The organism is Micromonospora noduli, from assembly GCF_003264475.1.
Classification (GTDB): Bacteria; Actinomycetota; Actinomycetes; order Mycobacteriales; family Micromonosporaceae; genus Micromonospora; species Micromonospora noduli.
The window spans coordinates 356,680-378,612 of record NZ_PYAC01000012.1; the positions used below are offsets into that span (position 1 = coordinate 356,680).

The 21,933-nt window shown below is 71.2% G+C and carries 20 protein-coding genes; 12 read left to right on the forward strand and 8 right to left on the reverse strand.

Translation table 11 applies throughout. The features are described from left to right. Positions 1-86 precede the first annotated feature (86 nt). Positions 87-416, forward strand: coding sequence for a hypothetical protein (locus tag MED15_RS16395; protein ID WP_030331319.1), 330 nt, complete (start codon positions 87-89; stop codon positions 414-416). A 45-nt stretch (positions 417-461) separates the two neighbouring features. Here the strand turns inward: MED15_RS16395 and dacB are convergent, their stop codons facing one another. Together dacB and MED15_RS16405 are read right to left on the reverse strand one after the other, a co-directional pair. Further along, positions 462-2,045 (reverse strand): D-alanyl-D-alanine carboxypeptidase/D-alanyl-D-alanine endopeptidase, encoded by a 1,584-nt coding sequence (dacB, locus tag MED15_RS16400; RefSeq protein ID WP_112736088.1) that lies wholly within the window; start codon positions 2,043-2,045, stop codon positions 462-464. A 66-nt stretch (positions 2,046-2,111) separates the two neighbouring features. After that, positions 2,112-2,828: an MIP/aquaporin family protein gene (locus MED15_RS16405; RefSeq protein WP_112601802.1), complete on the reverse strand. Its 717-nt coding sequence runs from the start codon at positions 2,826-2,828 to the stop codon at positions 2,112-2,114. A gap of 109 nt (positions 2,829-2,937) precedes the next feature. On the opposite strand from MED15_RS16405, the gene MED15_RS16410 reads away from it, so the two are divergent. Next, the gene (locus tag MED15_RS16410; protein ID WP_112736294.1) at positions 2,938-4,011 is read left to right on the forward strand and encodes an NAD(P)-binding domain-containing protein; all 1,074 of its coding nucleotides are present in this window, start codon (positions 2,938-2,940) and stop codon (positions 4,009-4,011) included. A 192-nt stretch (positions 4,012-4,203) separates the two neighbouring features. Beyond that, entirely contained in the window at positions 4,204-4,485 is a 282-nt protein-coding gene (locus tag MED15_RS16415) for an adhesin (RefSeq protein ID WP_091393621.1), read from the forward strand. Between the two features lie 8 nt (positions 4,486-4,493). Here MED15_RS16415 and MED15_RS16420 read toward each other — a convergent pair whose 3' ends face one another. Continuing rightward, positions 4,494-5,564: a beta family protein gene (locus MED15_RS16420; RefSeq protein WP_181562592.1), complete on the reverse strand. Its 1,071-nt coding sequence runs from the start codon at positions 5,562-5,564 to the stop codon at positions 4,494-4,496. Between the two features lie 91 nt (positions 5,565-5,655). Here MED15_RS16420 and MED15_RS16425 point away from each other — a divergent pair, with 91 nt between their 5' ends. The 4 genes from MED15_RS16425 to MED15_RS16440 all read left to right on the forward strand — a co-directional run bounded on the left by MED15_RS16425 (position 5,656) and on the right by MED15_RS16440 (position 10,644). Beyond that, on the forward strand, positions 5,656-6,534 hold the full coding sequence (locus tag MED15_RS16425; protein WP_112698727.1) for a sulfotransferase domain-containing protein: 879 nt from the start codon (positions 5,656-5,658) through the stop codon (positions 6,532-6,534). 247 nt (positions 6,535-6,781) lie between these two features. Further along, entirely contained in the window at positions 6,782-7,174 is a 393-nt protein-coding gene (locus MED15_RS16430; protein WP_091397116.1) for a cupin domain-containing protein, read from the forward strand. Positions 7,175-7,220: 46 nt separating this feature from the next. After that, positions 7,221-9,020, forward strand: a complete 1,800-nt coding sequence (locus tag MED15_RS16435; protein WP_112736090.1) for a glycoside hydrolase family 15 protein — start codon at positions 7,221-7,223, stop codon at positions 9,018-9,020. A gap of 256 nt (positions 9,021-9,276) precedes the next feature. Further along, a complete protein-coding gene (locus tag MED15_RS16440) occupies positions 9,277-10,644 on the forward strand; it encodes a pectate lyase (RefSeq protein WP_112582249.1) in 1,368 nt (455 codons plus the stop codon). A gap of 51 nt (positions 10,645-10,695) precedes the next feature. Here MED15_RS16440 and MED15_RS16445 read toward each other — a convergent pair whose 3' ends face one another. Both MED15_RS16445 and MED15_RS16450 read right to left on the reverse strand, forming a co-directional pair. Then, complete coding sequence (locus tag MED15_RS16445; RefSeq protein ID WP_112698730.1) at positions 10,696-11,886, reverse strand: threonine synthase; 1,191 nt, start codon at positions 11,884-11,886, stop codon at positions 10,696-10,698. Positions 11,887-11,900: 14 nt separating this feature from the next. Next, positions 11,901-12,947 (reverse strand): DNA polymerase ligase N-terminal domain-containing protein, encoded by a 1,047-nt coding sequence (locus MED15_RS16450; protein ID WP_112736092.1) that lies wholly within the window; start codon positions 12,945-12,947, stop codon positions 11,901-11,903. A gap of 94 nt (positions 12,948-13,041) precedes the next feature. On the opposite strand from MED15_RS16450, the gene MED15_RS16455 reads away from it, so the two are divergent. The 3 genes from MED15_RS16455 to MED15_RS16460 all read left to right on the forward strand — a co-directional run bounded on the left by MED15_RS16455 (position 13,042) and on the right by MED15_RS16460 (position 15,074). Then, positions 13,042-13,830, forward strand: coding sequence for an aldo/keto reductase (locus MED15_RS16455; RefSeq protein ID WP_112582244.1), 789 nt, complete (start codon positions 13,042-13,044; stop codon positions 13,828-13,830). Positions 13,831-13,956: 126 nt separating this feature from the next. Next, positions 13,957-14,109 (forward strand): hypothetical protein, encoded by a 153-nt coding sequence (locus MED15_RS33495; protein WP_167457661.1) that lies wholly within the window; start codon positions 13,957-13,959, stop codon positions 14,107-14,109. Further along, entirely contained in the window at positions 14,109-15,074 is a 966-nt protein-coding gene (locus MED15_RS16460) for a golvesin C-terminal-like domain-containing protein (protein WP_112582243.1), read from the forward strand. The genes MED15_RS33495 and MED15_RS16460 overlap by 1 nt, the downstream gene beginning before the upstream one ends. 162 nt (positions 15,075-15,236) lie before the next feature. Here the strand turns inward: MED15_RS16460 and MED15_RS16465 are convergent, their stop codons facing one another. Next, positions 15,237-16,361 (reverse strand): glycoside hydrolase family 12 protein, encoded by a 1,125-nt coding sequence (locus MED15_RS16465; protein WP_112582241.1) that lies wholly within the window; start codon positions 16,359-16,361, stop codon positions 15,237-15,239. 299 nt (positions 16,362-16,660) lie between these two features. On the opposite strand from MED15_RS16465, the gene MED15_RS16470 reads away from it, so the two are divergent. Both MED15_RS16470 and ctaD read left to right on the forward strand, forming a co-directional pair. Continuing rightward, positions 16,661-17,767, forward strand: coding sequence for an FAD-dependent monooxygenase (locus MED15_RS16470; RefSeq protein ID WP_112582240.1), 1,107 nt, complete (start codon positions 16,661-16,663; stop codon positions 17,765-17,767). Positions 17,768-17,897: 130 nt separating this feature from the next. Then, the gene (ctaD, locus tag MED15_RS16475; protein WP_091393593.1) at positions 17,898-19,658 is read left to right on the forward strand and encodes an aa3-type cytochrome oxidase subunit I; all 1,761 of its coding nucleotides are present in this window, start codon (positions 17,898-17,900) and stop codon (positions 19,656-19,658) included. Between the two features lie 385 nt (positions 19,659-20,043). On the opposite strand, the gene MED15_RS16480 is transcribed toward ctaD, so the two are convergent. Both MED15_RS16480 and MED15_RS16485 read right to left on the reverse strand, forming a co-directional pair. Continuing rightward, complete coding sequence (locus MED15_RS16480) at positions 20,044-21,291, reverse strand: MFS transporter (RefSeq protein WP_112698732.1); 1,248 nt, start codon at positions 21,289-21,291, stop codon at positions 20,044-20,046. A gap of 40 nt (positions 21,292-21,331) precedes the next feature. Beyond that, positions 21,332-21,913, reverse strand: coding sequence for an isochorismatase family protein (locus tag MED15_RS16485; RefSeq protein ID WP_112736093.1), 582 nt, complete (start codon positions 21,911-21,913; stop codon positions 21,332-21,334). Between the last annotated feature and the right edge of the window lie 20 nt (positions 21,914-21,933).

Below are 21,933 nucleotides of genomic sequence, written 5' to 3' on the forward strand. Positions count from 1 at the left end.
CGGGACAGTTTGTCCGTCGCGGACCGTCGATTGCGTCGTAACTTTCTGCTGTCCCCATCCGACCATCCAGTGTGGAGGCAGCGGAGATGAGTAGCAGCACCGCCCACCGCGTCCGTCGTGCCGCTTCGTCCGGCACCGGTGAAGCGTCCGGGGAGGTTCTTCGCGACATCCCCCTGCCGCCGTACGTGACGGGCGAGGACACCCAGTTCGCCGTACGGGCGGTGGTGGTGCACGCCCCCCGACGGTGGTCCGGGGGTGTGGTCTGCCGTAACGATGCCAGCCCGCACCCGTGCCGCCTGCACCGCTGGGGCACCCGGGTGCTGGCGCTGCGCGGGCTGCGGGCCGCTGAGATCGCCGCGCTCATCGAACGTGGTGACCCGACGGCGGTGGTCCCCCCACCGGACCGTCCGGCCTGAGCGCTCGCTGGGCCGGGAGGCGCGTTCGCGCCTCCCGGCCGTCGCTCAGCAGGTGATCGGTTTGACCCAGGAGCACTCGACGCCCTCCGGGGTGCGCGGCGTCTCCGGCACCGCCGGCCGGGCCACCCTTGCCGTCGACGCACCACCCTCGCGGAAGCCGGCCAACGCCACAGCGATCTGGTCCTCGAGCGACTTCACCGACGCCGTGAGGTAGTTGTTCAGCAGGATGGAGAACGCCAGCAGTCGACCATCGGCGCTGGTGACGTAGCCGGAGAGCCCGGAGACACCGGTCAGGCTGCCGGTCTTGGCGTGCACGTTGCCCGCGGCCGGCGTGCCGGCCATCCGGCTGCGCAGGGTGCCGCCGACGAACCGCTCGGGCTGACCGGCGATCGGCAGCGCCGCGTACCAGGTCGCGAACCATGGTTCGGCGCGAACGGCGCTCAGCAGGTCGACGAATTCTGTCGCCGGGATCAGGTTGCGCCGGGACAGCCCTGAGCCGTCACGCTGGCGGAGTCTCCCGGTGTCCATTCCGGTGTCGGCGACATACTCGCTGATCGCGGTGAGACCGGCCGTCCAGGTGCCCGAGCCGGAGAGCACCCGACCGATCTCCTTGGTCAACACCTCGGCGTGCCCGTTGTTGGACAACTTCAGGAACGGCGTCATCAGCTCGCCCAGGCTCATCGAGTCGTGGCGCGCCACCGGCTGGGCCGTCTCCGGGGTGGGCTGGCCGAGCACGGTCCGGCCGAGCACCCGGATGCCGTGTCGGTGCAGCGCCGCCCGGAACACGTCGGCCGCGTAGCCAGTGGGTTCCCAGACGGTGACCCAGTCGCTGGCGGGCTCGTCGCCGACGGCGATCTGACCGGTCACCACGACGGTGTTGCCGCCGTGCTCGCGCTCGATCGAGATCGAGGTCTCGCCGTCGCTGACCGTCTGGGCGCGGTTGTCGACGTGGACGTACCCGGTGGCGGGGGTGGTGGTGACCACCGGCGGGGCGCCGGCCCGGTCGGCCGGTGCGGCGTGCACGATCACGGTGCCCGCGTCGTAGTCGGTGTCCGGGGCGACGGTCAGTGCGGAGACCTGCGCGGCGTAGTAGTAGGGCTCGTCGTCCCAGGTCCAGTCGGGGCCGAGCCGGGTGCGGTCGTAACGGCTGTCGTCGGCGACCAGGTTTCCGGTGACCACTCGCACGCCGTCGGCGGCGACCTGCGCGGCGAGCGCGTCGTAGTCGGTGGCGAGCATGGTCGGGTCGCCCCCGCCGCGCAGGTAGAGATTGCCGGAGAGCAGGCCCGCACGGCGCTTGCCGCTGGCCCGTACGTCGGTGCTGAAACGGTGACCCGGGCCGAGCAGCTCAAGGGCGGCCGTCGAGGTCAGCAGCTTGGTGTTGGACGCCGGAACCAGCCGGCGGTCACCGTTGCGGTCGTAGAGCGTCTGTCCCGTGCTGGTGTCGACCACGACCACCGACGCCTGCGCGCCGGCCAACCGGGTGTCGGCGAGGATCGTGTCGATGGTGGCACGCAGCTGGGTCGTCGCGGGGGTGGGCGACTCGGCCGTGGCACCGGGCGCGGCGGCGGTGGCCGCGGTGGCGACCAGCGCGAGCAGTGCGAGGGCCCGGGGAAAGTGACGGCGATGCATCTGCTGATGCTGTCACGGAGATATTCGCCGGAGAAGGCCCTCAGGCGAAAGATATTGCCGTCTGGGCTACTTCGGCCCGCCGACCGTCTTCTCGTGGCCACCCCAGTAGTGCCGCTGCGCCCCCATCACCAGTGGTGCGACCAACGCGGCGAGCGCCCCGCCGAGCAGCGGGAAGACGATGAACACCCAGAGCTGCCGGAGCGCCACGCCGCCCTCGAAGACCGCCGGACCGAACGCGCGGGCCGGATTGACCGCCGCGCCGGTCAGCGTCACGCCCACCAGTTGGGTCACGGCCAGGGCCAACCCGATGGCCAGCCCGGCTGTGCCCGGATTTTCGCTCCGACTTGTCACCACCAGCACGACCAGCACGAAGAGGAAGGTCAGCACGACTTCCAGCACGGCCGCGCCGCCCCGGTTGATGTGCGCGCCGTAACCGTTCGTGCCCAGGGCCCCGGTCTGGTCCGCTACGTCACCCCATCGGGTGAGCGCCCAGAGCACGAAGCCCGCGACGGTCGCGCCGAGGAACTGCGCGATCCAGTACGCCACCGCCCCGAGCACCGAAATCTTGCCGGAGAGCAGCACACCGAGCGTCACCGCTGGGTTGACGTGGCTGCCGGAGAGCGGGCCGATCGTGTAGACGAGGGCCACCATCACGAACCCGAAGGCCAGCGCCACCACCACCACGCCGCCCTGGACCCGTGCCGCGACCGCGCTGCCCACCCCGAAGAACACCAGCAGCAGGGTGCCGAGGAACTCGCCCGCGTACCGACGGAAGTCGCTCATTCACTCAGCGTAGGTGCAGGTCAGGTGGTGGACGTCGGAATGGCCGGCTGTGATCGGCGCGACGGTCGAGGGCGGGCACAGCGGTGACATCCGGGGCGTTGCAGCACACGTGGACACCCACTCCGCGGACGTCGTGGTGATCGGCGCCGGGCAGGCCGGCCTGAGCGCCGGCTATCACCTGCACCGCACCGGCTTCGCGCCCGGCAGCGGCTTCGTCATCCTCGACGCCGACAAGGCTCCCGGCGGTGCCTGGCAGCACCGCTGGCCGACGCTGGTCTTCGACCGGGTGCACGGCTTCCACGACCTGCCCGGGCTGCCGCTCCCGCCCACCGACCCGCAGCGCCCGGCTTCCGAGCAGGTCCGCGCCTACTTCGCCGCGTACGAGAGGGCCTTCGACCTGCCGGTGCGGCGGCCGGTGCGGGTCCGGGCGGTGCGCTCCCGCCCCGACGGCCGGCTGGATGTGCACACCGACCGGGGCACCTGGACCGCCCGCGCCTTGATCAACGCCACCGGCACCTGGACCCGACCGTTCTGGCCGCACTACCCGGGCCGGTCGACGTTCCGGGGACGCCAGTTGCACACCGCCGACTACCGAGGGCCGGCCGAGTTCAGCGGCCTTCGCGTGGTGGTGGTCGGCGGCGGCACCTCGGCCGTGCAACTGCTCGGCGAGGTCTCCACCGTCGCGGCGACCACCACCTGGGTGACCCGCCGGCCGCCGACGTTCAACGACGAGGAGTTCGGCCCCGAACTGGGTCGGGCCGCTGTGGCCCGGGTGGACCAGGCGGTCCGGGCCGGCCGACCGCCGGGCAGTGTGGTGGGCGTGACCGGTCTTCCGGTCACCCCGGAGGTACGCCGACTGCGCGAGCGCGGCGTCCTCGACCGGCTACCCATGTTCGACCGGATCACGCCCGACGGGGTGGCCTGGACGGACGGGAGGTCCGTGCCGGCGGACGTGATCCTGTGGTGCACCGGCTTCCGGGCGGCCATCGACCACCTCGCCCCGCTGGGGCTGCGCGCGCCCGGCGGCGGTATCACGATGGACGGCACCCGGGTGGTCGCCGACGCGCGGGTTCACCTGGTCGGGTATGGCCCCTCGGCCAGCACGATCGGGGCCAACCGGGCCGGTCGCGCGGCGGTCAACGAGATTCGCGCCTGGCTGGCGCCGGCCCCCGCTCTCCACTGACCTGGCTCTATTTGACGGATGGCCCGCCAGCGGGCACGGTGGGAGTGACGGGGCCGTCAGCTGCCCCGATTCGATGCGACGGCGATGACCGTTCGCCCCTCTGTCGCCTCCCACGTGTGCTCGTACGCGGGCCGACTGTCCGGTCCGCGCGGTATCCGACCGCGAGCCGAGAATCCACGAGGAGTTCCATCAATGCTCACCATGACCGATAACGCCGTGCTCGTCATCCGTGACCTCGCCAACCAACAGGACGTCGCCCAGGACGGCGGTGTACGTATCGCCGCCGACACCGAGGCGGGCTCGCTCACCGTCGAGCTGGTGCCCGAACCGGTACAGGGCGATCGCGTGGTCGACAACCAGGGCGCCCGGATCTTCCTGGACGAGGACGCCGCCGAGCTGCTCGGCGACGCGTCGGTGGACGCCACCGTCGACGACGAGGGCATCATCCAGTTCGGCTTCACCGAGAAGCAGTAGATCCGGCTTCACCGCAGCGATCGTCCCCGCTGCGGTGGTGGCCCCTGCCCGGGGTGCCACCGCGGCGCGCCGTCGCCGGCCGGATGCAACAGCGTGGCGAGCACGTGGGCCAGGTGGTGCGAGGTGCTCCACGCCGCCCAGTTGGCGGTCGAGCCGGCCCCGGCACCCCGGCGGGCCCGGCGCAGCAGCTCATGGTCACCCCACGAGAAGGCCGCACCCGTGGTCGGCCAGTGCGGTGCCGACACCAGCGTGCGACACAGGTCGGCGAACCGGTCGTCGCCCCGGCCGCCGCGTCGCGCCCAGCGGTAGACCCACCAGCTGCCGTCGTCGGTGTAGCGCACGGTCGGCAACCGGTCGCCAGGGTCACCGGTGCCCGGCCCGGCCGGGTGGACGCCGTAGTCGCCGTAGTCGACCCCGGCGTCGGCCAGACGTCGCCACAGTTGCCAGTCCCAACGCTCCAGCTGGACCGGCTCGTCGATGGGCAACCGGGACAGCGTCGGCGGCATACCGCCCGCCGCCACCGTCACCGACCGCCAGGCGTGTCGGCGCGCCCAGTCCAGCAGGTGGCGTACCCGGGGCTCGGCGGTCCGCACGTCCGCCGGGCAGCAGACGTCCCCCGCGTCCACCAGCAGGTCGCACTCCTCCGGGGCGAGGCCGGTGAACCGCCAGATCCGTTCCACAGCGGTGGTGCTCGCGTCCGGCCCGGCCCGGTCCTGGCCGGCCCGCAGCCGGATGAGCGCGCGCCGGCCGTACGCCCGCGCCGCAGCGCCGTGCGCGACCAGCCGGTGGTCGCTCTCGGAGAGCCCGATCACCGGCATCACCGGTACGCCCCAACGGGTCAGCTCCGCCTCGGGGATGTCGGGCAGTGCGCTGACGTCGATTGCGGGCAGCAGCCCGGATGGCAACCGGCGAACAGCGTCCATCGTGGACCGACCGATAGCGGTGATCTCCAGGATCGGGGCGACCAGTGCGGCGTACGCGGGATCGAGGTGGCTCAGGGCCTCAAGCTCGCCTCGTCGGCTGGCGAGGATGGGGCGGTAGACCGGTGCCGCCGCCCGGCCCCCGTGCGCGGGCACCATAGTTCAATCTAGCCAGGCATACGCACATCCCCCAGGAATGTAAGCCGGAATTCGGCTGCTGCACTGTCGGTTCGGCGACTACCATCCACCGATGCCCACGCCAATCCACCGATACCAATCCGACGAAGAGGACAGCGCGCGGTGGACCGGTTTCCCGTTCCGCGACGGCGACATCGTGATCAGCACCCGGTCGAAGAGCGGCACCACCTGGATGCAGATGATCTGTGCGCTCCTGGTGCTGGGCACCCCGGAGTTGCCGGCGCCGCTGACCGTGCTGTCGCCTTGGCTGGACTGGTTGGGCGAGCCGCAGGCCGCGGTGTACGACCGGCTGGCCGCCCAGCCACACCGGCGGTTCATCAAGACGCACACCCCGCTGGACGGGGTGCCGCTCGACCCCCGGGCGCACTACGTGGTGGTGGCCCGGCACCCGCTGGACATGGCGGTCTCCCTCTACCACCAGAGCGCCAACCTGGACCGGGCGCGCATCGCCGAGTTGACCGGCCAACCCGCCCCGGCCGGGCCACCCCGGGAGCGGCCTCCGGTGCGGGAGTGGTTGCTGAGCTGGGTCGACCGGGAGGTGGACCCCCGCGTCGAGCTGGATTCGCTGCCCGGGGTGTTGATGCACCTGAACGACGCGTGGGCCCGCCGGCACGAGCCGAACGTCGAGCTGGTGCACTACGACGACCTGCTGGCCGATCTGGCTGGTGAGATGCGCCGGCTGGCCGACCGGTGGCAACTCCCGAGCCCAGGGCCGGAGTTGGTTGAGGCCGCCACCTTCGGTCGAATGCGGGAGCGTGCCGACCGGCTCGCACCGGACACGCTCGGCGTGCTGCGTGACCGGCAGGCGTTCTTTCGCCGGGGAGGCTCGGGTCAGGGACGTGACCTGCTGGACGAGGCGGGTCTCGCCCGCTACCAGCAACGGGTCGCGGCGCTGGCGCCGCCCGACCTGCTCAGCTGGCTGCACCGCTAGGCCCCCAGGCGGACAAGAGCGCACGGCGCCGTTTCGACAGTGGTCGGAACGTCGCCGTGCTCTGGCCGTCTCCCACCACCGCAGCCGTTCGGCGGTACGCCGGCGGGGACCTGGCTCGACCGGCCGTTCGCGCCGGTCAGCGTTGTCGATCCCCGGTCCGCGCGGATCCAAACCCGCCAGCCGTGGGGAATTGCACCATCCGCCAGTCCCGGCGTGGCGCGCCGCTGGACGGGGTATGAGCGTGGACATGGAGCATTTCACTATCGCGACTGTCGCCGAGAAGAGCCCGGATTTCCGGCGCGTGCTGTGGACCGGTGAGCACACCCAGCTGGTCATCATGACCATCCCCGCCGATGGGGAGATCGGCGAGGAGGTGCACGAGGACATCGACCAGATCCTGACCTTCGTCAGCGGCGTCGGCGAGGCGCGGGTCGCTGGCGCGAAGCGGAAGGTCGTCGCGGGCGACCTGGTCGTGGTGCCAGCGGGAACCAAGCACAACTTCGTCAACACGGGTCCCAACCCGCTGGTGCTGTACACGGTCTACGGGCCGCCGGAGCACGCCGACAAGGCCGTGCACAAGACCAAGGAAGAGGCCGACGCGGCCGAGGCGGCGGGCGAGGACGAGCCACCCACCGAGTGATCCATCCATCCGGCCTGATTCGGGCCGATGCGGGTACCCCCGGCGGGTGGAGCAGCAGCCGCAGATTTCCGACTACGGGTTTCTCTCGGACTCTCGTTCGGGTGCCCTGGTCGGCAAGGACGGCTCGATCGACTGGTGGTGCCCGCACCGGTTCGACGGTTCGTCCGTGTTCGCGCGGTTGCTCGACCCGGGAGCCGGCCACTTCCGGCTGGCGCCGGTCGGGGTCGGCGGCCCGGGTCACCGGGTGGAGCGCGCGTACCTGCCGGACACGTTGGTGCTGCGGACGGTGCACCACACCCGACACGGCAGCGTGGCGGTCACCGACGCGCTGGCCGCCGAGGTCGGCGCACGCGCCCACGAGCTGGGCAAGAACTCACCCGCCGTGTTGATCCGGGTGGTCGAGGGGCTCTCCGGGCGGGTACGGATGGCGTTGGACTTCGCGCCCCGCCCGGAGTACGGCCTGCTCACGCCGTACCTGCACGAGCAGCCGGACGGCGGGGTGCTGGCCGGTGCCGGCCCGGTGGTGCTGATGTTGCGGGCCGGGGGTCTGCACCTGCGGGCGGGCGTCGACCGGGTGACCCACGAGTTCGAGGTCTCCGCCGGTCAGGTGATCGGGATGGACCTCGCGTTCGGCGAGGCGTACGGCGATCCGCCCGCGCGGATGGACCCGCTGACCACCCTCGCTGAGACGACGCAGGCGTGGCGGGCGTTCCGGGAGACGCACGGGTACTCCGGCCGCTACCCCGAACTCGTCAAACACAGCTCGACGGTCCTGACCGGCCTCACGTACGCCCGAAGTGGCGCGGTCGCCGCCGCACTGACCTCATCGCTGCCGGAGCAGATCGGCGGCGACCGGAACTACGACTACCGCTACTCCTGGTTGCGGGACTTCTCGTTGACGATGCGGGCTCTCTGGGTGGCGGCCTGCCCCGACGAGACGTCCCGGCTGTTCGCCTGGGCGACCCGCTCGATCGGCCGGTTCGGCGACGAGCCCGTGCCGGTGCTCTTCGGGCTGGAGGGGGAGCGTGACCTCTCCGAGCACCACTGCAACCACCTGCGCGGCTACCGCGACAGTCGACCGGTGCGGGTCGGCAACGACGCCTGGCGGCAGCGGCAGCTCGACGTGCCGGGTGAGGTGATGTCGGCGGTGTGGCGGCTGCGCGACTACCTGGGCGCGCGGTTCGAGGACGAGCTGCGGGAGATGGTGCTCGGGCTGACCGAGCAGGTGGCCGCGACGTGGCACCTGCCGGACCGGGGCATCTGGGAGACCCGCGACGAGGAGCGCCACTACGTCTCGTCCAAGGTGTCCTGCTGGTTGACAATGGACCGGGCGGTGGGGCTCGCCGACCGGCTCGGTGATCGGGCCGACCCCCGTCGCTGGGCGCGGGTGCGCGACGAGATCCGCGACTCCGTGCTGCGCGAGGGGTGGAACGACCGGATCGGGGCGTTCACCGGCGCGTTCGGCTCGGCGGAGCTGGACGCCTCGGTGCTCGCCCTGCCGGTCACGCACTTCCTGCCGGCCACCGACCCACGGATGCGCTCGACCATCGCCATGGTCGAGCGCGAGCTGGGCACCGAGGACGGCCTGCTGCGGCGTTGGACGACCGACCCGGCCGGATTCCTGTTGTGCTCGTTCTGGCTGGTGGAGTGCCTGGTGATGACGGGTGAGCAGCAGCGCGCCGAGGCGCTCTTCGAGCGGGTCGTCGGTCACGCCAACGACGTGGGGTTGTTCAGCGAGCAGATCGACCTCACCACCGGCGCACAGCTCGGCAACACCCCGCAGGCGCTCTCGCACATCGGGCTGATCAACGCGGCGTGGCGGATCACCGAGCCGGAGAGCTACTGAACGGTCGGCGTTACGTCGCGGCCGGAATCCTGCAACAGACCTGCAAGCGCAAGGCATTGACGTTGATGGTTGGGCGGTCCTAGCCTCGAAGGAGTGGGAAAGCCCTTTCCCCAGGGCTTCAGTCCCGCTTCACTCCGCTTCGGATCCGGGCGTCCGGCGGGGCGCACACCGATCCCGTTCAGCGCAGCACGCCGTGCGAACACGTCTCGGTACGGCGGCCGAGGGATCACCACCACATGCGTCAAGGAGGACACCTGTGCAGAAAAGACGAATCTCCGGCCGCCGACCACTCCTGCTGGCGGTGGGCGCCGGGGTGACCGCCGCGGCCCTCGCGGCCGGCATGACCTCGGCCTTCGCGGCCACCGTCTTCAGCGACGACTTCAACGACGGCAACACCTCCGGCTGGTCCAAGTCCGGCGGCACCTGGACCGTCGACGGCTCTGGCGTGCTCAACCAGTCCAACGCCGGCAGCGAGCTGGCCCGCCAGTTCGCCGGTCAGACCAGCTGGACCAACTACTCCGTGCAGGCCCGGGTCAGGCCGACGAGCTTCGGCTCGTCCAGCGCCCTGGTCGGGCTCGCCGCCCGCTCCACCAGCAGCACCAAGATGTACCGGCTGGCCCTGCTCGGCTCCGGTCGGGCTGAGCTCCAAGCGGTCAACGGAAGCTCCGTCACGGCGATCGGTTCCGCCTCGATCGGGGTCGGCGCCGGCACCTGGTACACGGTGCGCATCGAGACCAGCGGCAGCACCATCCGCGGCTTCGTCAACGGCACCCAGATCGCGTCCGGCAGCAACAGCCTGGCCGGTGCGGGCCGGATCGGCCTGGTCACCGCGTACGCCAGTGGCGGCTTCGACGACGTGTTTGTCGACTCGTCCGGCGGCGGCACCCCGACCACACCGCCACCGACGACCACTCCGCCGCCCACCACGCCGCCGCCGACCACCACACCTCCGCCGGCCGGCTGGCCGACTCCCACCGGCAGCCAGAAGGTGGACGCCACGATCCCGGTCTCCGGCTCCTTCGACGGTGGGCTCAAGCGCTACTACGGCATCGGTGACGGCGGGCAGAGCGAGAGCCAGGACCCGATGTTCGAGTTGGCCGCGGGAGCCACCCTGCGCAACGTGATCATCGGTGCTCCGGCCGGCGACGGGGTGCACTGCGAGGGCAACTGCACCCTGATCAATGTCTGGTGGGAGGACGTCGGCGAGGACGCGGCGACCTTCCGCGGCGGTACCACGTACACCGTCGACGGCGGTGGGGCCCGCTCCGCCAGCGACAAGGTCTTCCAGCACAACGGCTCGGGCACCGTCTACATCAAGAACTTCCGGGTGGAGAACGCCGGGAAGCTCTACCGGGCCTGCGGTAACTGCTCCACGTCGTACCAACGGCACGTGGTGATCGACAACGTGATCGTCCGGAACACCGACGCGATCGCCGGCATCAACACCAACTGGGGAGACACCGCCCGGTTCAGCCGGATCACCATCGTCGGCGACCCGGATCGGGAGACCTCGATCTGCGTGAAGTACAAGGGCGTGCCGAAGGGCAGCGAGCCGACCGAGATCGGCGAGGGCGCCGACGGCGTCAACTGCCTGTACTCGCCCTCGGACATCACGTACCAGTAGACCGGCACGACGGCACCCCGCGGACCGCCCGGTCCGCGGGGTGCCGCCAGGTCACCCCATCACTGGTACGCCCGAGACGTCGACAGTGTCCGGATACTTCAGCCCGGCACCGGTGTTGAGCACCACCACCCGTTCGCCGGCCCGGATCCACCCGCCCGCTCGCAGTTGTCGGGCGGCCGTGAGGCAGGCCGCCCCCTCCGGGCAGAGCAGCAGCCCCTCCCGGGCGGCGAAGTCCCGCAGATCGGCCAGGATGTCCGCGTCGTCGACGGCGACCGCCGTGCCGGAGGACTCCCGCAGCGCCGCCAGGATCAGCTCGTCGCCCAGCGGGGCCGGCACGGTGATGCCGAACGCCACAGTGTGCGCGTCCTCCCACGGCTGCGCCCGGTTCTCGCCGGCGGCGAAGGCCCGCACGATCGGCGCGCAGCCGGTGGACTGCACCGCCACCAGGCGGGGCAGCTTGTCGCCGATCCAGCCCAGCTCGCGCAGCTCGTGCAGCGCCTTGTGGATGCCGATCAGGCCGACCCCGCCGCCGGTCGGATAGATGATCACGTCCGGCGTCTGCCAGCCGAGCTGCTCGACGATCTCGTACCCCATCGTCTTCTTGCCCTCCAGCCGGTAGGGCTCGCGCAGCGTGCCAGCGTCGAAGATCGCCCCGTTCGACTCCGCGATCAGCTCGGCCACCCGCCGACCGGCGTCGCCGATCAGCCCGTCGATCAGGCGCAGGTCGGCACCGGCGGCGACGCACTCGCGCCGGCAGATGCTCGGCGCCCCCAGCGGCATGACGATGGTCGCGCCCATTCCGGCCCGCGCGGCGTACGTGGCCCAGGCCGACCCGGCGTTGCCGTTGGTGGGCATCGCGATCCGCTCGACGCCCAGCTCGCGGGCCCGGCTCACCCCGACCGCCGCGCCCCGGGCCTTGAACGACCCGGTCGGGATCAGCCCCTCGTCCTTGACCATCAGGTCCGCGATGCCGATCTCGGTGCCGTACGCCGGAGTCCGCAACAGCGGCGTCCAGCCCTCACCCAGCGTGGTGACGTGCCGAGGGTCGGCGACCGGCAGCACCTCGCGGTAGCGCCACAGGTCGGCCGGGCGCAGCGGAAAGCGTTCCGGGGTGACCGCCTTCGCCACGGCCGGCAGGTCGTAGCGGGCCAGCAGCGGCGACCCGCACTCGCAGAGATTCTGTAACCGGTCGGCGGCGTACTCCTTGCCGCAGCGCGGGCAGTCCAGGTGAGTCAGGTACACGTCGCTCCTCGCCGTCACGTCGCGTCGATGCTCAGCCAGTGCCGGCTGCGCCGCCCCGGCTGGTAGACCGAGTCCAGTCGCTTGGCGACCACGCCCGGCAGGCCCTGTTCCCGCCCGGCACGCAGGGCCTCGTCGCCCGCGCCCGGGAACCACGGCGGAGTCTGCCAGTGCGTACCGGACAAGACCAGCCCATCGAGCAGCTCCCGGCGTTGCGCGTACGGCACGTCGACGCTGCTCACGCCCTCCAACCAGAGCAGGTCGACGATCAGGTACTGGGCGCCGGCGGGGACCCGACTGCCGGTGGCCGGCCGGACCGGGCGGACCCGCCCGGCACCGTCGATGCGGACCAGCACACCGTCGAGCACCGCCTCGGTGGGCGCGAGCGCCTCGGCCATCGCGCGCAGCCACGGATACCCGCCGGTGATCTCCTCGTCGGTCTCGGAGAGCAGCCGCAGCCGCCCGCCGGAGACGTACGCCATCGCCCGGACGCCGTCCCAGCGCAGCTCGTAACCCCAGGCGGCGCGGTCGCGGGGGAGCCCGGCGGCGGGCGTGCTGTGCATCGGTCGGACCAGATCCGGCATCGCTGTCCAGCCCGGCGGCGCGGGGTCGGTGCGGCGGACCATCCAGTCGCGCCCGCCGGTGGCGAAGAGGACGTAGCGGCCGGCGGTCCGCTCACCGGAGAGCGTCACGATCACCTCGTCGTCGCGCCACTTCTCGCAGCGGTAGGTGCCCCGGTCGTGGATCAGCATCCGGCCGCCGCCGTACTCGCCGGCGGGGATCTCGCCGGCGAAGTCGAGGTACTCCATCGGGTGGTCCTCGGTGTGCACGGCGAGATGGTTGCGACCCGGATCGCGGGGGAGACCGCGTGGCACCGCCCAGGACGCGAGCACCCCATCGCGCTCCAGGCGCAGGTCCCAGTGCAGGCTGCGGGCGTGGTGCTGCTGGATGACGAAGCGGGCGGCGGCGTCGGGGCCGGGCGACGGAGGGCTCTCCGGCGGAACCGGCTCGGGCGTGCGGGCCGCGTCCCGCCGTCGCCGGTACTCCTCCAGCCGGTCGGTCACACAGGCATTCTCCGGCAAACCGGACCAGTGCGCTGGACGCCGGAGTGTCCGGTTCGCTCGGCGGTCGGGGGCGCGGCGGGGTAGAACGGACCTCATGGACCACACCGACCAGCCCACCGCCCTGCTCCCCGGTGACGTGCGGATGCCCCTGCTCGGCTTCGGCACCTGGCAGGCCACCGGCCAGGCCGGTTACGACGCCGTGCTGGCCGCGCTCGACACCGGCTACCGGCACCTTGACACCGCCACCGTGTACGGCAACGAGCGGGAGGTCGGCCGGGCGGTGCGGGAGAGCGGGCTGCGCCGGGAGGACCTCTTCATCACCACCAAGCTCCCGCCGGACCGGGTGGGCCGGGAGCGCGCGACGCTGGAGGCCAGCCTGGAGGCGCTCGGGGTCGAGCACGTCGACCTGTGGCTGATCCACTGGCCGCCGTCGTCGCCGGGGGACAGCATCCCGCTCTGGCGCGAGCTGCTCGCCGCCCGCGACGAGAACCTGGCCCGGGCGGTCGGGGTGAGCAACTACAGCACCGCCGAGATCGACGAGCTGATCCAGTCCACCGAGGAGAACCCGGCGGTCAACCAGATCCGGTGGAGCCCGTCGCTGTACGACCGGCAGCGGCACGCCGAGCACCGGGACCGGGGCGTGGTGCTGGAGGGGTACAGCCCGTTCAAGACCAGCGACCTCAGTGAACCGGTGCTGACCAGGATCGCCGCCGCGCACGGCGTCTCCCCGGCGCAGGTGGTACTGCGGTGGCACATCGACCACGAGATCGTGGTGATCCCGAAGTCGGTGACCCCGGAGCGGATCACCGCCAACTTCGACGTCTTCCACTTCTCGCTCACGGCGGAGGAGATGCGCGACATCGACGCGCTCGGCGAGGTCTGAATCGGCGGTTTCCTTCAGCCAGCGACCCAGCAATGAAGGGTATCGACATCGACGCACATGACGGTATAGCGTCCCCGTCATCACGTTCGTCGATCCGTTCGTACCCGCCGTCGCTGGAGGATCGCCATGGCCCGAACCCCGTCCATCCGTCTGCGCCGCCGTGGGGTGCTCGGCATCCCCGCCCTGGTGGTCGCCGCGCTGACCGTCGTCGCCCGACCCGCCGCCGCGAACGCCGCGCCGAAGGCCGAGTGCCTCGCCGACCTGCTTCAGGACGCCTGATGGCGACGATTCCCTGGCTGGTGGACGTGCTGCGTGCCGCCGGGGTCCAGGTCGTGGTCGAGGGGGACTGGCTCAACCGGATGCGGCCCGGCTCGTTCGACCCGATCGGGGTGCTCTGGCACCACACCGCCTCGACCTCCAGCGCCAGCAACCCGCACCCGGCGCTCGGCATCTGCATCAACGGCCGGTCCGACCTGCCGGGGCCGCTGTGCCAGGCGCTCGTCGACTACAACGGCGTCTTCCACGTCATCTCCGCCGGCCGGTGCAACCACGCCGGGGTCAGCGGCGGCAGCGGACCGATCCCGGCCGGGGACGGCAACACCCTGATGATCGGGTGGGAGATCGACTACAACGGCGTCAACCAGGAGATGACCGCCGCGCAGTACAACGCGTCGCTCGCCGCCACCGCCGCCGTGCTCACCCGGCTCGGCCGGGACAGCAGCTACGCCCGGGGCCACCGGGAGACCAGCACCACCGGCAAGATCGACCCGTCCTTCATCGACCTGAACGTCATGCGCGCCGACGTGGCGGCGAGAATGGCCGGCGGCGGCACAGCCTGGTCCTCCACCGTGGACAACACCACCAGCGGTCGGTTCACCGCCAGCGCCAACTGGGGTGTGTCGTCGTACTCAAGTCAGCGCTACGGCGCCGACTACCGCTACGCGGACCCGGTCGCCGCCAGCGATGTCGCGTGGTACCGGTTCAACGTCCCGGCCACCGCCAACTACCGGGTCGAGGCCTGGTGGCCGGCGAACTCGGGCTACAACAGCGCCGCCCCGTACATCGTCGCCACCAGCACCGGCAACCAGACCGTCCGGGTCGACCAACGGGCCACCGGCGGGCAGTGGCGAATCCTCGGCACGTTCACACTCCCGGCCGGTGACGCCAACCGGGTCGGCGTGAGCCGGTGGAGCAACGCCACCGGCCTGGTCGTCGCCGACGCCGTACGCCTCACCCGCGTCTGACCTTGACGGCACCCGCCGCGGCTTGACGCGCCCGGCCCGGCTTGATCGACTCGACTTCCCGGAAGTCGGGGTGTCCCACGTGCGAGGACGCCCCGACTTCAAGGAACCCGAGTGGATCTCCTGAGTGGGGGCGCGGCCGCTTGGTCGCGCCCCCACGACAGTTCAGGAGCGGGAGCAGGTTGCCCCGTTGAGCGAGAAGCTGGTCGGCGACGAGTACGACCCGCTCAGCGTCCCCTGGTAGCCGAAGCTGGCAGTGCCCCCGGGTGCGACCGACCCGTTGTGGCCGGTGTTGCGGGCGGTCACCGTCGACCCGCTCTGGCTCACAGTGGCATTCCAGGCGTTGGTCACCTGCTGCCCGCCGGGCAGGCTGTAGGTGAGCGTCCAACCGTTGATCGCGCTGGACCCGGTGTTGGTGATCTGCACGTCGGCCGTGAAGCCGTTGTTCCACGAGTTCGCCGTGTACTTCACCGCGCAGCCCGCGCCACCGCCCGGCGGCGGGGTCGTCGGAGGTGGGTTGGTGGGGTTGCCGCCACCGTTGACGTTGGCCGAGAACGAGGTCACCGCGAGGCCGACGCCGCCCTGCCACGGCTCGAAGCCGGCCTGGATGCTGGTCAGGTACCAGGAGTTGGTGATCGCGCCCCGGTTGCGGGTGTCGTTGATGAAGTCCAGCACGCTGAAGTTCAGGCTGGAGATCGCCGACGACGCGACGTAGGAGATGACGTTGTTGGAGCCGTTACTGCCCCGCCAGACCTCCCAGGTACGGCCGGCCAGGTTCGTGGTGCCGACGACCGAGCCGATGGGCTGGATCGGGCCCTGCCGGTTGAGCCAGATCATGATCTCCATTTGGTTCACCCCGTCCCGCTTGGGCGACGGGTCCAGCCAGATGTCGTACGACGCGTTGTAGGTGGCGCCGCTGACGTAGCGGTAGGAGATGCTGCTGGTGGCGCTGCTGATCTGGCTCACCTGGATCGGCAGGTTCGTGCCGGGGGAGCAGTTGGTGTAGTGACAACCGAAGAACACCGACGGGTATGCCGTGGGCGCCCCGTTGGTGGGGCTGCTGCCGTTCAGGGTGGTGATCTCGAAGCCGTTGCTGGTGGCGTTGATGCACTGCTGGGCGGTGGTGCCCCAGCGGTTGTTCTGCACCACGTAGCGGCCCTGGATGACTGTCGAGCCGTACTGTTCGCAGATCTGGGTGTCGGCGGAGGCGCTGCCGCCGAGGGCTACTGCCACCAGGGAACTGGCGACCAGCAACCCGGCGGCGGCCAGGGCCCGAAGTTGACGTTTCATGACACTCCTTGACTCGGCGCGTGCCGGGCGCCGGATGTGGTGGGGCAGTGCGGGAGCGCTCCCACGCTCAACGACACATTTACATGTCTGAAACTGGTGCGCAACCGTACGGGTCGAACTGGTGAATTGTGAGGATTGCCATGTCCCGCCGGACGGCTGGCGGCGGACGGCCAGCCAAGCGGCGCGGGTCACCGACGGGCGGCGGGGTGCGGACCGATTGGGCCTGGTGTGCGTCGATCGCTCCGAGTAGCGTGTTGCCTCCAACGCGTGCCGCTCCCCCTCCGGAGGCGTACACCACCATGGGTGGCTCCCCCCTGCGCATCCTCGTCGTCGGCGCGGGCATCGCCGGCCTGGCCGTGGCCCGGGCGCTGCGCCTGGCAGGCTTCCGGCCCGACGTCACCGACAAGCTGCCGCCGGGGGAGTCCACCGAGACCGGTCTCTACCTGCCCGGCAACGCCGCCCGCGCGCTGCACCGGCTCGACCTGCACGACCCGGTCCGGCCGATCGGGCAGGTGATCCGCCGGCAGCGGTTCTTCGACGCCGCGGGCGCGCAACTCTGCGAGGTCGACCTCGACGCACTCTGGACCGGCGTCGGCGAGTGCCGGGCGCTGCCCCGGGCCGACCTGCACCGGGTGCTGCTCAGCGGTGCCGGAGGCGCCGTCCGGCACGGCGCCGAGGTCCGCACCCTGGACCTCCTTCCGGGCGCGGTCGGCGTCACCTTCACCGACGGCACCACCACGGAGTACGACCTGGTCATCGGCGCCGACGGGCCACGCTCCTCGGTCCGCGCGCTGGCCGCGCTCGGTGGGCCACCACGCCCGGTCGGGCAGGTGGTCTACCGGGCCGTCCTGCGCGACGGTCCACCGGTCACCGAGTGGACCGCACTGCTCGGCCAGCGCTCCGGGTTCCTGATGGTGCCGATCGGCGCCGGGCGGCTGCACCTCTACGCCGACGAGGCCGGCACCGAGGAACCCGCCGACCCGCTGGCCCGGCTGCGGGATCTCTTCGCCGACTACCGCGGCCCGGTACCCGAGGTGCTGGCAGCCCTCGACGAGGTGCACGTCGGGATCACCGACGAGGTGGAGTTGGGCCGCTGGTACCGGGGGCGCGTCCTGCTGGTCGGCGACGCGGCGCACGCCACCGCGCCGACCCTGTCGCAGGGTGCGGCCATGGCCCTGGAGGACGCCGTGGTGCTGGCCGAGTCGCTGCGCGCCGCCAACAGCGTGGAGGCGGCGCTCGTGGCGTACGAAAGTCGTCGCCGTCCGCGTACCCGATGGGTGCGGGACCGGACCCGGGACCGCAACCGGACCAGGGACGTGCCGCCGGCGCTGCGCGACCCGCTGCTGCGCGGACGCGGCGACCGGATCTTCGGGGAGCACTACCGGCTCCTGCTCGGCCCGCTGTAGGCCCGTAGTAGATCGTGTCACGCCACCCCACGCGGCGCTGCGACCTGCCGGGGACTATCCTCCTTGCGGATGACGGCCCGCCGATAACCAGCGTGTGCCGAGCGGGACAACCGAGAACCGGAGGCCACTCGTGACCACCGTCGCACCCAAGCCGGTCGTGACCCGGCCCTGGCCGGTCCGGGAGCCGGTCAAGGGGTCGGCCATCGCGCGGCTGCTGCGAACCACGGACGCGAAGCAAATCGGGATCATGTACATGGTCACCGCGTTCGTGTTCTTCATGATCGGTGGCCTGATGGCCCTGGTCATGCGTGCTGAGCTGGCCCGACCCGGGCTGCAGTTCCTGTCGCCTGAGCAGTACAACCAGCTCTTCACGATGCACGGCACGATCATGTTGCTGTTCTTCGCGACGCCGATCGTGTTCGCGTTCGCGAACTACATCGTGCCGATCCAGATCGGCGCGCCTGACGTTTCCTTCCCCCGACTGAACAGCTTCGCCTACTGGCTGTACCTGTTCGGCGGGACGATGGCGACCGCCGGATTCATCACCCCGGGTGGCGCCGCTGACTTCGGCTGGTTCGCGTACGCGCCGCTGAGCAGCGTCGAGCACTCGCCGGGCGTCGGCGCCAACATGTGGATCATGGGTCTGGCCATCTCCGGCCTGGGCACCATCCTCGGCGCCGTGAACATGATCACCACGGTGCTGACCCTGCGCGCGCCCGGCATGACCATGTTCCGGATGCCGATCTTCACGTGGAACATCCTGGTCACCAGCCTCCTGGTGATCCTGGTCTTCCCGCTGCTGGCCGCCGCGCTCTTCGCGCTCGCCGCGGACCGCATCCTCGGCGCGCACGTGTACGACCCGGCAACCGGTGGGCCGATGCTCTGGCAGCACCTGTTCTGGTTCTTCGGGCACCCCGAGGTCTACATCGTGGCGTTGCCGTTCTTCGGCATCATCAGCGAGGTCATCCCGGTCTTCTCCCGCAAGCCGATCTTCGGCTACAAGGGTCTGGTCGCCGCGACCGTCGCGATCGCCGCGCTCTCCATGAGCGTCTGGGCGCACCACATGTTCGCCACCGGCCAGGTGCTGCTGCCGTTCTTCAGCTTCCTGAGCTACCTGATCGCCGTGCCGACCGGTATGAAGTTCTTCAACTGGATCGGCACCATGTGGCGGGGCCAGATCAGCTTCGAGACGCCCATGCTCTGGGCGGTCGGCTTCCTGGTCACCTTCCTCTTCGGTGGTCTCACCGGTGTGCTGCTGGCCAGCCCGCCGATCGACTTCCACGTGTCGGACTCGTACTTCGTGGTGGCGCACTTCCACTACGTGCTCTTCGGCACCATCGTGTTCGCGGTCTTCGCGGGCATCTACTTCTGGTTCCCGAAGATGTTCGGCCGGATGCTCGACGAGCGCCTGGGCAAGGTGCACTTCTGGCTCACCATGATCGGTTTCCACACCACGTTCCTGGTGCAGCACTGGCTCGGCAACGAGGGCATGCCCCGTCGGTACGCCGACTACCTGCCCAGCGACGGCTTCACCACGCTGAACACGATCTCCACGATCGGCGCGTTCATCACCGGTATCTCCACGCTGCCGTTCATCTACAACTGCTGGAAGTCGTACAAGACCGGCCCGGTGGTCGAGGTGAACGACCCCTGGGGTCACGGCAACTCGCTGGAGTGGGCGACCAGCAGCCCGCCGCCGCTGCGCAACTTCGACCGGATGCCCCGGATCCGCTCCGAGCGGCCGGCGTTCGACGCGAAGTTCCCGGAGTTGGCGGCCGGTGGCCAGAGCCTGGCCGGCCCGCCGGAGGGTGGCGCCAAGCCGCTCACCAGCGAGTCGGACGGCGGAGCCAGCTACCGCGAGGACACCGCGAGCGACGCCGACCGGCACTGACGCTCAAGCTCAGCAGTACGACGGGCGCCGCCCCCGGGACACCGGGAGCGGCGCCCGTCGCCATCTGGGTCCGCTTGGCTCCGTCTGGTCCGGCGGGCCGCGTCGCACCTGCGTCGCACCTGCGTGGCCGGATCTCCAGGTGACGGTAGTGCTGATGAGCGATATACCTGTGAGTCATAAATATGCCTCACAGGTATATCTGCCGTGAGCATGTGTGCCGTCTGTCGGGCGGTCGAGGTGGATCGCCTACCAGCGTGGGCGCTGCGTCGGTCCGCCAGAGCAGCACGCAGGCCGTTTCGACGCGGCTCCACGGCCGCGTTGGACAGCGCAGCGAGGGACCGGTTGGGGACGCCGAGCTTCAGCTTCGCTGACGCCGGCGGGGTCGTCAGTGGGCGGCGGAGGTGAGATCGGCCTCGGCGGGCGGCGGGGTGGCCGCTTCGGCGATGCGGCGGCGGCGCAGCTCGATCGGGAGCACCACCAGGGTGACCAGCGCGCCGAGCGCACCGGTTACCACGAAGCCCCAGAGTGGCGCGCTGGCGTCGATCACCGCGCCGGCGAGCGGGGCGCCGACCGCGATGCCGACGGTGACCGCGGAACCGTGCAGACCCATCGCCTCACCGCGTACCTCGGCCGGAACCAGGCGGCTGACCGCGTCCGAGCCGGCCGCGATGGTCGGCGCGCACAGCGCGCCGGCGGGGATCAGCGCCAGGCACAGCAGCCACCAGTGCGCACCGCCCAGCCCCACCGGAATGGTGCACAGGGCCAGCGCGGCGGTCAGTACCAGCGGGGAGAACGAGCGGTGCACTGCCCCGTACGCGAAACCGCCGGCCAGCGAGGCGACCGCCCAGATGGCCAGGACCGCGCCGGTCCACCCGACCTCGCCGCTGGCCCGCAGAACGGCGACCACCGCCACGTCGGTGCCGCCGAGCACCAGGGTCGCCGCGGCGCTGAGTGCCAGGACGGCGAGCAGTCGGGGGGTCAGCCACTCCCGGCGCGGCACCCGGCGTTGGGGGCCGGTGGGCTCGGTGGCCTCCCGGATCGGTGGGTTGACCACCCACAGGGCGATCCCGGCGGCGACGATGCCGCCACCGACCAGATACATGGTGGTCTGCGCGGAGATCGCGGTGACCAGGGCCACCGCCAGCGCCGGGCCGATCATGAAGGACAGCTCCACCGACATCGAGTCCAGTGCGTAGGCCGGGCGGCGTTGCTCCTCCGGGACCAGCGCGGCGATCGACTGACGGACCACGGAGAAGATGGGCAGGGCCAGCGAGCCGGCCACGAAGGCGGCCGGCAGGAGCACGGGGTACGCCAGCGTCGGCGCGGTGGACCAGAAGATCGCCTCAGCGATGGCGGTGAGCACCAGGACCGGGCGCAGTCCACGCCGGTCCACGAGTCGGCCGAGCAGCGGCCCGCCGATCGCCGCGCCCACGGTGACCGCCGCACCCACCAGGCCGGCAGCCCCGTAGCCCCGATCGAGGTCGAGCACCACGTGGAAGGTCAGCGTCACCCCGGTCGCGGTGAGCGGGATGCGGGCGAGGACGGCGACCACCAGCAGCGACCGCAGGCCGGGCAGAGCGAGCGCCCGCCGGTAAGGCTTCATGTTCACGTGGGTCCGTACCTCCGGCGACATCCTCGACCGGCGGCGGCCCGTTGGCCAACCAATTAGCGCCTCATGCGGCCCTGATCACAGGCTGGCCGTGCAGGATCACCCCGGCGCCTTCCATCGCGCGCAGGGCCACGTCGGTGGTCGCCGGGGCGACGGCGGCGGTCAACTCCAGCAGCACGGTGGTGGCGAAACCCTCCCGGGCGGCGTCCAGCGCGGTCGCCCGGACGCAGTGGTCCGTGGCGATGCCGACCACGTCGACCCGGTCCACGTCGCGCCGGCGCAGCCAGTCGGCCAGGCACTCGCCGTCGTCGGCATGCCCCTCGAATCCGGAGTACGCCGCCGCGTGCTCGCCCTTGTGGAAGATCGCCTCGACCCGGGCGGTGTCCAGTTCCGGGTGGAACTCCGAACCGGTGGTGCCTACCACACAGTGCCGGGGCCAGGACTCCACGAAATCCGGCGGATCGCCGAAGTGGGCACCCGGGTCGACGTGGTAGTCCTTGGTGGCGACCACGTGCGTCCACCGGTCCGGCTCGGCGGCGAGTAACCGGGAGATGCCGGCGGCCACCCCTGCGCCGCCGGCGACGGCCAGCGAGCCGCCCTCGCAGAAGTCGTTCTGCACATCCACGATGATCAGCGCGTTGGCCATCGGGGGGGTTCCTCTCTCCG

Coding starts and splice junctions, on each gene's coding strand:
- MED15_RS16395 (WP_030331319.1), top strand. CDS start 87: ATGAGTAGCAGCACCGCCCACCGCGTCCGTCGTGCCGCTTCGTCCGGC.
- dacB (WP_112736088.1), bottom strand. CDS start 2,045: ATGCATCGCCGTCACTTTCCCCGGGCCCTCGCACTGCTCGCGCTGGTC.
- MED15_RS16405 (WP_112601802.1), bottom strand. CDS start 2,828: ATGAGCGACTTCCGTCGGTACGCGGGCGAGTTCCTCGGCACCCTGCTG.
- MED15_RS16415 (WP_091393621.1), top strand. CDS start 4,204: ATGCTCACCATGACCGATAACGCCGTGCTCGTCATCCGTGACCTCGCC.
- MED15_RS16420 (WP_181562592.1), bottom strand. CDS start 5,564: ATGGTGCCCGCGCACGGGGGCCGGGCGGCGGCACCGGTCTACCGCCCC.
- MED15_RS16425 (WP_112698727.1), top strand. CDS start 5,656: ATGCCCACGCCAATCCACCGATACCAATCCGACGAAGAGGACAGCGCG.
- MED15_RS16430 (WP_091397116.1), top strand. CDS start 6,782: ATGGAGCATTTCACTATCGCGACTGTCGCCGAGAAGAGCCCGGATTTC.
- MED15_RS16455 (WP_112582244.1), top strand. CDS start 13,042: ATGGACCACACCGACCAGCCCACCGCCCTGCTCCCCGGTGACGTGCGG.
- MED15_RS33495 (WP_167457661.1), top strand. CDS start 13,957: ATGGCCCGAACCCCGTCCATCCGTCTGCGCCGCCGTGGGGTGCTCGGC.
- MED15_RS16460 (WP_112582243.1), top strand. CDS start 14,109: ATGGCGACGATTCCCTGGCTGGTGGACGTGCTGCGTGCCGCCGGGGTC.
- MED15_RS16465 (WP_112582241.1), bottom strand. CDS start 16,361: ATGAAACGTCAACTTCGGGCCCTGGCCGCCGCCGGGTTGCTGGTCGCC.
- MED15_RS16470 (WP_112582240.1), top strand. CDS start 16,661: ATGGGTGGCTCCCCCCTGCGCATCCTCGTCGTCGGCGCGGGCATCGCC.
- MED15_RS16480 (WP_112698732.1), bottom strand. CDS start 21,291: ATGTCGCCGGAGGTACGGACCCACGTGAACATGAAGCCTTACCGGCGG.
- MED15_RS16485 (WP_112736093.1), bottom strand. CDS start 21,913: ATGGCCAACGCGCTGATCATCGTGGATGTGCAGAACGACTTCTGCGAG.